Here is a 10,580-nt window from a genome sequence, read left to right as displayed (position 1 = left end):
AACAACGTAAAATCCGTGATGAATTAAACGCATCATTGAAAGAAAACTTAAATAAGGCTATTGAATTCAGAAACAAACGTAACGAAATCAACAAAGAAGTTGAAGCAGCTAAAAAAGCCCGTAACGAAGCTAATAACAAAATCAAAAGTCTTGAATGGTCTTCAGGTAAACGCGATAAAATCAAAATAGAAAACGAAATCAAAAAGATTGATAAAATCATTGAAACTCGCGTTTTAGACATCAAAAAAGAGAATCAACTTGTTAAAAATGCAAATGATTTAAGAAAACAGTTAATGGAAATTCACGAAGATGAATCCGTTAAAACCGAAGCTCAAGAACTTAAAAAGAAATCTGAAGAAGAGCACGAAAAAGTTATTAAACTTTCCGAACAGGCTCAAGAAGCTCACGAAGAAATGCTCACCTACTTCAGAAAAACCGATGACATCAGAACCGCAGCTGACGAAGCTCATAAGAAATTCATCGAAGCACGTAAAAACGCTTCCGCTAAACATGAAGAATTCAAAGCTATCTTAAGCGACATCCATGTTATCAACAAAAAATTAGGTTCCAACAAACCTAAGAAAAGGAAAAACGATAACAAAGGAAGTTCCGGTCCTAACAAAAACCGTGAAGAAAGGGAAAGAGCTGAAGAAATCTTTGCTAAATTTAAACAAGGTGGAAAAGTTTCCACAGAAGAGATCTTACTCTTGCAAAAATACAATATAGGTTAAGCAATTAACCTCTATTTTTTTATTTTTTTAGGTAATAGCATGTCAGAAGAAAAAATCGAAACTTGTTTTATTTGCGGTAAGGAATTTGACATGGCAAAAGCCGATTTGGGATATTATAGAAACGGAAAATATCCAATCTGTGATTTCTGTGCTGATTTTTACCGTTTTTACAATGAAGACTTGACTCCTAAAAAGGAATGATTCTTTTTTAGGCGATTTAAGCATTATATCACTATTTTTTTTCATAAGATTTTTTTCAATAGAAATCTTTTTATATCATAACTTTCATTAAAATATTATTTGTAAAAATTTGGTTGGGGATTAATTAATGCATGAAGTAATAATTTGCGAAAAACCTAGTTCTGCTGAAAAGATAGCAAAAGCCTTATCGCCCGGTGCTAAAAAGAAAGTCTATAATAAGAAAGTCAAATATTGGGAACTTACACGTGATTCCAAGGACATCACAGTCGTATCCGGTGTCGGTCATTTGTACTCACTGGTTCCGGAAAAGTCAAAAAGGTACAAGGTTTCCTTTGACCTTCATTGGGCTCCTTCACATGAGGTAAGCAAAAGCAGTGCATTCACCCGTGATTACTTGAGAACAATCAAGAAGGTGGGCAAAAACGCTGATTCATATATCCATGCATGCGATTATGACGTTGAAGGGACATTGATTGGGTTCAATGCATTGAAATATGCCTGCGGCGAAGACTCATTGAGCAAGGCATCAAGAATGAAGTTCTCCACACTGACAAAAAAGGACATTGTGGACGCTTATGAAAACAGAATAGACATTGACATGCATCAGGTCGATAACGGTATCGCAAGACACATACTTGACTATTACTTCGGAATGAATCTCTCAATCGCATTATCCAACTCCGTTAGAAAAACCAAGCACAGATTTTTAAAGTTATCCGTTGGAAGGGTTCAGACTCCAACCCTGTCAATTCTTGTTAAACGTGAAAAGGAAATTCGTGAGTTCGTGCCTGAACCTTACTGGGTCATCAGGGCGATTCTTGACTTCGAAGATATTGAAATCAAGCACGTTGCAGGAAACATTTTTGATAAGCAGTTGGCTGAAGAGATATTCAACAAGTGCAACGGCAAGGATGCCGTCGTTGATAAAATCAAGCTCTCCGAGTCAAAGACAAGACCTCCAGTTCCATTTAACTTAAGCGGTCTTCAGGCTGAAGCGTATAGCGTATTCGGATTTTCACCTAAAAGAACTCAGATTGCCGCTCAAAACCTTTACAGTGCAGGTTACACTTCATATCCTCGTACTTCATCACAGGTATTGCCTGAAAGTTTAGGATTCGACAATATTTTCAGACAGCTTGCAGGAAATCCTGAATTCAAAAAGCACATTGACGAGCTTCCTTCCAAGCTTAAACCTCACAACGGAAGAAAGACTGATGCTGCTCACCCTCCGATTCACCCTACCGGAATACTGCCTGCAAAACTAAGCAGTGACGAGCAGAAAATCTACAATCTGATCGTTTACAGGTTCATTGCTGTATTTTTCGAATCAGCGAAATTCGAGACCATGAGCACTACCTTGGATATTGAAGGCGAAAAGTTCCGCTTCAAACGCCGAAGGGTCACCCATAAGGGATGGATGGCTCATTATCCGTTCAAAAAAATCGATGATGAAAGGTTCCCTGAAGTCGAAGAGGGAGATGTCATGAGCGTCAAGGAGCTGATTTCCGATGAGAAGGAGACAAAGCCTCCTGCAAGATATAATCAGGCTTCATTAATAAAGGAACTTGAAAAGAAAAACCTCGGAACCAAGGCCACACGTGCTGACATTATCGATAAGCTATATGACAGGCAGTACATTGACGGCACCAAAATCGAAGTAAATCAATTGGGCGAGGACCTGATTGACACACTGACCACATACTGTCATAACCTGACTTCCGAAAAGCTTACAAGGGATTTGGAAATTAAGCTTGAAGGAATAAACCAGGACAAGACCACAAAGGAAAGCGTAATCGATGAGGGCGAAAAGGACGTCAAGGAGATTTTAGGCGACATCGACAAGAACATGCAGGGCATAGGATCAAAGCTTTACGAGGCATACCAGGCAAGCAACATTGTCGGTGCATGCAGATGCGGCGGAAAGCTGGTTAAAAGGTCCGGACGTTATGGCGACTTTGTCGGATGCACAAACTACCCTGACTGCAATGTCACATACTCACTTCCAAGAAACGCCACAATCATCAAGAGCAAATGTGAAAAATGCGGCCTTCCGATGATTGTTGCAGGAAAGGGCAAGAACAAGCAGGAAATGTGTCTTGATCCTAACTGCGGAAAGGAAAAGGCCACCAAGCCTCATGACCCTAAGGTTGTAGGGGAATGTCCTAAATGCGGAAAGGATTTGCTTAAGCGTTCCGGAAGATTCGGTGAATTTGTCGGATGCAGCGGTTTTCCTAAGTGCAATTTCACATGTTCACTCGAGGAGCTGGAAAGCAAGTTAAAATGATTCTTACAAATTTTAAATGATGTTGGATTTTAGTGCATTGTACACTATTTTCCTGACTTTTTTGTTTTTTTGAAATATTTTTCATGTTTTTTAATTCTGTACTTATTTTTCATGAGTATATATATTATATTGTATAATGTGGGATATGCAAAATACTTAATAATGTTAAAAACTATAAATATATCTTAATAAAAATATTATAATATTTTTATCCAATTGGTACTGTATATTCGCCCTTTAATCTGCGGATAAACTGTACTGTTATTTGAAATCGTACGGACTGCGATGCAGTAAATTCCTGAATGTACTTTTTGGTTCAGGTGTGCGAATCTCCATCGCTCATGTTGGAGAAGTCCAATTTAATATCGATATTAATTAAAGAATTTTTACTTTAATGATTCATGAAATTGTCATGAAAGGCAATTGTTTTTTTAAAATAAACTAAAAATGAGGATTTTGATGAATAGAGAAACAATGATGACAGTAGCAAAATCAGTTGTTATCATACTGGTTTTATTGGCTATTGTATTTGCATTAAAAGCTCCTGCAGCCGATTTGAATGCATTTCCCCTAGAAGCTAAAGGGGAATATGTTGACTCTTCCGGTCTTCCTTATTTCAGTGAAATGGATTCATATTATAACTTGAGGTTGACTGAAGACTATGTAGATCACGGCTATGTAGGGGACGAAATGGTAAATGGTAGCGAGTGGGATATGCACAGGTACGCTCCTACCGGTAATCAGATTAATTACGAACTGGGTATTGTATATATTACTTCGTTCTTGCATGACTGGGCCGGCCAGTTCTTCGGCGACATGTCTGTAAGAGAAGTCGCATTCTGGACTGGAGCAGTCATTTCAACATTGGCCGTAATTCCGGCATTCATCTTTGCCAGAAGACTGACCAATGACTGGGGAGCCATCGTGGCCACAGTCATTATAGTTCTTGCTCCGAACTACTTTGCGCACACATTCCCAGGATTTTTCGATACAGATATGTTTTATTACATATTCTCACTGCTCTTCATATTCTTCTTCGTTGAATGTATAAGGGCAAAAAATATCATATTGAAAGTGCTGTTTGCAATCATATCAATGATTTCAATAGGACTCTTTTCCATATCATGGACTGGTTATATCTTTTACATAGGTCTTATGGGAATATTTGCGGTCGCTTATTTGATTGCATGCTACATCTTCAATATCGGGGAAGACAACCAGGACGAATATTCTAGCAAGCTAATGTGGTTCATCCGTCAGAACGTTGTAATCTCCCTTGTCATCTTGGCCGTAATAGGTTTCGGTTCTATTGCAATATTCAGAGGCCTGGATGGTGCATTAAACATTTTCAATAACTTGCTAAGCTTGCTTTCACTGCAATCCGCTTCCCGTTCCATTGGTGGATTCCCGAACGTTCTCGTTTCCGTTGCAGAGATGCAAATGCCTAACCTGCTCGGTTCAGGTATGACTTCAGCATTTTTAGCAAACACCAACGGAGTAGTAAACGGTATGGGCGGTATCTCCATATTGTTCGCAGGATTGTTTGTAATGTACACATTAGTGTCCAAAGCTTTGAAATTCAGAAAGGATAAGGTCAAAGCTCCTGCAGGCACTACCAAAAAACCTCCAAAAGGTAAAAGGAAAGCTTCCGCTACAAAATTGGATGACGACTTAAAATCAAAAATCAACATTTCAAACATGGACTTCGGTTCAAGCAATGACATATTCGCTTCAAAACACCTGACCGTATTGTATGCGACACTCTTCATCGTTTGGGTTGTAATCACAGCCCTTGCTGTAAGTAGAGGTTCAAGGTTCATTACCACAATCGTACTTCCGTTCGGTCTCATGGCAGGTATATTTGTAGGATTTGCAATCGACTACTTCAAAAATAAGCTTGACAATGACAAATGGATTGTTGCAATCCTCTTTATCTTAGGATTCCTTGCAGCCATTCCACTGACACAGATCAATACAATTTATGCAGTCGTATTGTTCATGGCTATCGTTGCAATCGGTCTGGTTACTGTTTATGCTATCAAACCGAATGTCGCAAGCAAAAAAGTGCCTCTTAAGAAATATGTGCTTGTAATAGCTTTAGTGCTCGCATTGATAACACCGTCAGTCTGCGGTGCATACCTGACTTCAGAAAATGTTGTGCCGGGTACCAGTGATGCAATGTGGAATGCAATGACATGGGTTAATGAAAATACCGACAATGATACCGTACTCACATCCTGGTGGGACTTCGGTTACCTCTTCGAGATTGCTGCCGACAGGCAAGTAACCTTCGATGGGGGTTCTCAGTCAGGTGACCGTGCATTCTGGCTGGGTCAGGCGATGACTACAAGCAATCTGGAACTGTCCGCAGGAATCTTCAGGATGTTGGATACCTCCGGTACAGAGCCTCAAAACATGTTGATTGAATACACAGGCGATGCAGGTAAGGCAACAGACATCTTAATTGACATCTTGCCAATGACTGCAAGCGACGCTCAAAAGGCATTGACAAGCAAATATAATTTGAATGCTGAACAGGCTAAAAACGTAACCGAACTGACTCACCCTGAGGATATACGTCCTGTAATATTTGTCGCATCTTCAGATATGCTTCAAAAAGCAGGTTGGTGGACTTACTTCGGTGCTTGGAACTTCGAAAACCAGACATCTGAAAACTACAACTACTACATACCTCAATCAGGTTCAGTGCAGGTTCAGCCTGGAAGCACTGGTAAAGTTGTATTGCTTGATGACCAAGGTATGACAATCAATGCAGTGATTACCAGAGGAACTGGAAACAACACCACTTCAGGATACACTGAAGCGGTCTACACTGAAAACGGTCAACAGATTATGGTTAACGACACTCCATACAACCCACTGAACATTTCAAACATAATCGTCATTGAAGACGGTTACATCATGAAAAACGAATCAGTCGGTGATGTCAAAGACGCCAACTTCACACTGTTCCTGATGGGTACCGGAAACGACTACACTCCAATTCTCATAAGTAATGAGCTGTCCAATTCAATGTTCACTCAACTATACTTACTTGGAGGAGCAGGTCAGAACATTTTCGAACCGGTTCACACAGAATCTGGTGTAATGCTGTTCAACGTGAACTTTGGAAACACTGTTGCTGGCGGAGGCTCAGGCACTTCAAGCAACTCCACTTCCAGCAGCAATTCAACAAATACTTAGATTGGGATTTTTCCTAATCTATAAACTTTTTTTTTATTTTTATAACCTTTTGGTGATTTAAATTGGGGATTGAAGAGAAAATAAAGGATATTGAAGAAGAAATTCAAAAGACACCATATAATAAGGCTACTTCTCACCACATTGGTAAACTTAAGGCCAAACTGTCCAAATTAAAAGAGGAATCTCTGCAAAGAAGCAGCGGCGGTTCCAAAGGCCAGGGTTTCCACGTCAAAAAATCAGGAGACGCTACAGTCGTGCTTGTAGGATTTCCTTCCGTGGGAAAATCCACATTATTAAATAACATTACCAATGCGGAAAGTAAGGTTGGAGCCTACCAGTTCACCACCTTGGACATCGTTCCGGGAGTAATGGAACATAAGAATGCCAAGATTCAGGTATTCGATATTCCGGGAATCATTACAGGTGCAAGCAGCGGCAAGGGAAGAGGTAAGGAGATTTTGTCCGTTGCAAGAACTGCAGACCTTATTCTGGTGGTGCTTGATACATTCAATCCGCAGCACATCAAGGTCATCCTGAAGGAATTGAGGGCTATTGGAATCAGACCAAACGAACAGCCGCCTGACGTTACTGTCAAAAGGAAAAAGCTGGGCGGTGTTAAGGTTTCATCCACCTGCAAACTGACACATATGGATGAAAAGACAATAAGGTCAATTCTCAACGAATATGGATACATCAATGCAGATGTTCTATTCAGGGACGACGTTACAATGGACCAGTTCATTGACGTGCTTGACCGCAACAAGTCATACGTTCCTATGCTTATACTGCTCAACAAGGTGGATTTGGTCGATGATGCCTATGTTGAAGAGCTCAAGAAATACATTCCGGATTTCATTCCGATTTCCGCCGACAAGAATACCAACATCGATGAGCTTAAGGACTTGATATTCGACAATCTGGACCTGATTCGAGTATACCTCAAACCTCAGGGAAGAAAGGCGGACATGGAAGATCCGCTGGTTATCAAAAAAGGCTCTACCGTAATCGACGCATGCGGAAAGCTCCACAGGGAATTCGTCAAGAACTTCCGTCATGCTAAAATCTGGGGAACATCAGTCAAATTCCCAGGCCAGAAGGTAGGTCCCGACCACGTTCTTGAAGATGAAGATGTATTAAGGGTTATTCTCAAAAAATAATCCCTCTCTTTTTTTGATTATTATGAAACATGCTATTTTTATAACAGGCACTCCCTGTACCGGAAAGACAACAGTCAGTGAAGTATTGTCTGATAAATTAAACTGCAGACTGATTAAAATTAACGATTTAGCTTTAGAAAATGACTTCGTTTTGGGAATCGATGATAAGAAAGGCTACAAGGTCATTGACATTGATGCATTGGATGAGAAAGTTTCAGAGATTATTTCACACAGCGGCGAACTTATAGTTTTTGAAGGCCATCTGTCTCATCTCTGCTCAGGCGCCGATAATGTTATCGTTTTAAGGGTACATCCTGATGTTTTAAAATCAAGGCTTGAAGGGCGTGACTACTCTGAAGCTAAAATCCGTGAAAACCTCGAGGCTGAAGCCATGGGTGTGTGCACTGCCGAAGCCTATGACATTTATGGTGAGGAAGTATCTGAAATAGACGTCACAGAGTTGTCTGTTGATGATATTGTTGAAGTTTTAAGTGATGTCATTGACGGCAGGAAATCTTTTGATGTAGGTCACATTGATTATATGGATTGGTTGATATCAAATCCCTGATTAAATCCACATCAACAGTTGATAATTTTAAATAGTTTCATATTTCATTGAATTAAATCATTCACAACATTAAAATAAATGATGTTGTTAAACTCCCAGTATCTTCTATTTTTGAAATATCTAAATTATTGTATGGGAACAATTTTACACTCTCACAACAATTTTACCATATGGCTTCAATTTTACGAAGTCACTACAATTTTGCCCTATTTTTTTATTGGTCATTTTTGTGCTTTTGCACACTTCTATAACCTCAATATATGATGGAGTTAAATATTATATTGATTGTTCTAGCTAATTAATCAATGCTTGTTAACTAAATCTTTAAGTGTGTTTTAAACATATTTTAAGTGTGATAATATGGCCAAGATATGTTTTGACATTGAGGATGCATTACTTGAGGATTTAAATAAACAGGCAGCTATAAAACAATTAAATCCAGATGATTTAATTGAAGAATATGTCTTACAAGGTTTAAAGAAGGAGGTTCAACTACCACGACCTGTAGAGGTCGTGGATTGTGAGTTATTTTCACAATCCACTAGTTGAATAGCCTCAGACTTATTATTAATAAGTCTACGTTATTGAGAAATATAATAGTTACCTACAGATGTTTAAGCCTAGTCTGTAGCTCTAAGGTGGGTGATTAAACAGTTCTGAGATGGTAGGAACAGTGTTGCTCACATAAAACTCTCAAATAACATTGGCGAAGGCTAAACTTACCCAGGAATAGGGGGTAAACTTTATATTAGTTTACAAACTAAACAAAACGGCAATTCCTCCTCGACCTAAAAGAGGTCGAGGTATCCTTGCCAAATATAGATGAAACCATTTTTAGAAAATGAAACAAAAGTCACCAATGTCACTGTACTTCTTGAAGTTTTGAACAGTATTGATAAGTATAATTTTTTAGGGGATTTGGATGATTTGAAACATCAATTACTCAGTTTCAATATATTTGATTTTCTATCTGATGAAGATTATGAAAAATCATTTGAGCAGTTTAAATTCTATAATAGAAACATTAATTTTTCAGATTGTACTATATTGCATACTATGCAAAATCATGGAATTAGGAGAATTGCATCATTTTGATAAAATTAAAGGTATTGAAAGAGTATACGGATTTTATTAATCCCTTATTTTTTTTATTTTTTCCACCATTATTTAAAATACTTTAAAAAATACATACCTTTATAAATGGGCATGAACATATTTATTCTTAATATTCATATTAACCTAAGGTTATTCTAACTATGGTTTTTGTTTTAATTTGCGCAAATCATTTTAATTCAATTTTGAATATTATATCCTACATTTTAAAGGAGGATATTTTTGAGTAGAGGAAAACGACCAAAGTGGATGATTGACATAGCGATTGAAAGAATGAACATTCTTTTTGAGCGTGCCGAGATGGAATTCATCACCCATCCGGAGAGGTCCGATCGCTATACAGAGCTTGCTTTGAAGTTGTCCACAAAGTACAATACCAAAATCCCTGAAAAATGGGCGAGAAGGTATTGCAGGAAATGCAAGAAGTTCCTCTATCCTGGCCATAATTGCACCGTCCGGCTAGTTAATTCAGAAGTTAACATTTTTTGTGGTGAATGTGGTCATGTAATGAAAATTCCCTATCGCAGGGAAAAAAAGTTAAAAAGGAGAGCTAAATATGAGTCATACAAAAAAGGAAATGATGAATAGGGCTCTTGGTGCGATGACAATCAACATCGGCAAAAGCGGCGTCAATGACAATGTCATTGAGGAAATCAAACGCCAGCTCAAGGCCAATGAAATTGTCAAACTTAAATTTGCAAAAAATATCGCTAGAAATAAAGATGATTACATCGATGAAATTGTCTCTAAGACAAGAGCGCAGCTCATTGACGTTAGAGGACACGTTGCTGTAATCTACAAGAAAAAGCCTTAAACATTTTAAATTTAGAGTTACAGGCCCTATTTTTTAGGTCTTAAATTTACAGTGGATTAAGCTACAATTATTTAATAAAATATTGGAGAATTAATATGACTACTGTATTTGATGTACCTGCAGATTTATTAATTAAAAAAGTCGCAGAAGAATTAAAAAATAACGATAAAATCAATTCCCCTGCATGGTCCAATTTTGTAAAAACCGGTGTTCACAAAGAAAGAAAACCGGAAAGTGCTGACTGGTGGTATATTAGAACTGCTTCCATCATCAGAAGAGTTTACATGGACGGTCCTGTAGGTGTAATGAGTTTAAGAACTTTCTACGGTGGCAAAAAAGACCGTGGCGTACGTCCTGAAGTTTTCAGAAAAGGAAGTGGATCTATCATCAGAACCGCCCTTCATCAATTGGAAGACGCAGGTTATGTAGAAAAAGTTGAAGGTGGAAGAGTTGTTTCCCCAGCAGGAAGATCATTCTTAGATAAAATTTCTGCTGAAATCATTAAAGA

The 10,580-nt window shown here is 38.4% G+C and carries 10 protein-coding genes and 1 pseudogene; all 11 read left to right on the top strand.

The genetic code is table 11. The features are described from left to right. Positions 1-731: pseudogene (locus Q0W26_RS09770) on the top strand (phosphoserine phosphatase SerB); the annotation flags it as partial. Between the two features lie 39 nt (positions 732-770). After that, positions 771-932 carry a hypothetical protein gene (locus Q0W26_RS09765; RefSeq protein WP_298524583.1) on the top strand — a complete coding sequence of 54 codons (162 nt, stop codon included), beginning with the start codon at positions 771-773 and terminating at the stop codon, positions 930-932. 127 nt (positions 933-1,059) lie between these two features. Next, on the top strand, positions 1,060-3,216 hold the full coding sequence (gene topA / locus Q0W26_RS09760) for a DNA topoisomerase I (protein WP_298524580.1): 2,157 nt from the start codon (positions 1,060-1,062) through the stop codon (positions 3,214-3,216). 459 nt (positions 3,217-3,675) lie between these two features. Next, positions 3,676-6,420 (top strand): STT3 domain-containing protein, encoded by a 2,745-nt coding sequence (locus tag Q0W26_RS09755; RefSeq protein ID WP_298524575.1) that lies wholly within the window; start codon positions 3,676-3,678, stop codon positions 6,418-6,420. 62 nt (positions 6,421-6,482) lie between these two features. Further along, complete coding sequence (locus Q0W26_RS09750; RefSeq protein ID WP_298524571.1) at positions 6,483-7,577, top strand: GTP-binding protein; 1,095 nt, start codon at positions 6,483-6,485, stop codon at positions 7,575-7,577. Between the two features lie 22 nt (positions 7,578-7,599). After that, complete coding sequence (locus Q0W26_RS09745) at positions 7,600-8,145, top strand: adenylate kinase family protein (RefSeq protein ID WP_298524569.1); 546 nt, start codon at positions 7,600-7,602, stop codon at positions 8,143-8,145. A 360-nt stretch (positions 8,146-8,505) separates the two neighbouring features. Further along, positions 8,506-8,694: a hypothetical protein gene (locus tag Q0W26_RS09740; RefSeq protein WP_298524566.1), complete on the top strand. Its 189-nt coding sequence runs from the start codon at positions 8,506-8,508 to the stop codon at positions 8,692-8,694. A 273-nt stretch (positions 8,695-8,967) separates the two neighbouring features. Further along, complete coding sequence (locus Q0W26_RS09735; RefSeq protein ID WP_298524563.1) at positions 8,968-9,240, top strand: type II toxin-antitoxin system VapC family toxin; 273 nt, start codon at positions 8,968-8,970, stop codon at positions 9,238-9,240. A 240-nt stretch (positions 9,241-9,480) separates the two neighbouring features. Beyond that, positions 9,481-9,846 (top strand): ribonuclease P protein component 4, encoded by a 366-nt coding sequence (locus tag Q0W26_RS09730; RefSeq protein ID WP_298524560.1) that lies wholly within the window; start codon positions 9,481-9,483, stop codon positions 9,844-9,846. Beyond that, a complete protein-coding gene (locus tag Q0W26_RS09725; protein ID WP_295611887.1) occupies positions 9,815-10,072 on the top strand; it encodes a YhbY family RNA-binding protein in 258 nt (85 codons plus the stop codon). The genes Q0W26_RS09730 and Q0W26_RS09725 overlap by 32 nt, the downstream gene beginning before the upstream one ends. A 95-nt stretch (positions 10,073-10,167) precedes the next feature. Continuing rightward, positions 10,168-10,580 (top strand): 30S ribosomal protein S19e (locus tag Q0W26_RS09720; protein ID WP_298524558.1); only part of this gene is annotated, 413 nt, incomplete at its 3' end.

The sequence above is a fragment of the uncultured Methanobrevibacter sp. genome, assembly GCF_947169325.1.
In the GTDB taxonomy this organism is placed as follows: domain Archaea; phylum Methanobacteriota; class Methanobacteria; order Methanobacteriales; family Methanobacteriaceae; genus Methanocatella.
This window is presented reverse-complemented; position numbering and strand designations above follow the sequence as displayed.

Bases quoted from the DNA above. Each gene is read 5' to 3' on its own strand.
- topA (WP_298524580.1), top strand. From the start codon at position 1,060: ATGCATGAAGTAATAATTTGCGAAAAACCTAGTTCTGCTGAAAAGATA.
- Q0W26_RS09725 (WP_295611887.1), top strand. From the start codon at position 9,815: ATGAGTCATACAAAAAAGGAAATGATGAATAGGGCTCTTGGTGCGATG.
- Q0W26_RS09765 (WP_298524583.1), top strand. From the start codon at position 771: ATGTCAGAAGAAAAAATCGAAACTTGTTTTATTTGCGGTAAGGAATTT.
- Q0W26_RS09740 (WP_298524566.1), top strand. From the start codon at position 8,506: ATGGCCAAGATATGTTTTGACATTGAGGATGCATTACTTGAGGATTTA.
- Q0W26_RS09745 (WP_298524569.1), top strand. From the start codon at position 7,600: ATGAAACATGCTATTTTTATAACAGGCACTCCCTGTACCGGAAAGACA.
- Q0W26_RS09755 (WP_298524575.1), top strand. From the start codon at position 3,676: ATGAATAGAGAAACAATGATGACAGTAGCAAAATCAGTTGTTATCATA.
- Q0W26_RS09735 (WP_298524563.1), top strand. From the start codon at position 8,968: ATGAAACCATTTTTAGAAAATGAAACAAAAGTCACCAATGTCACTGTA.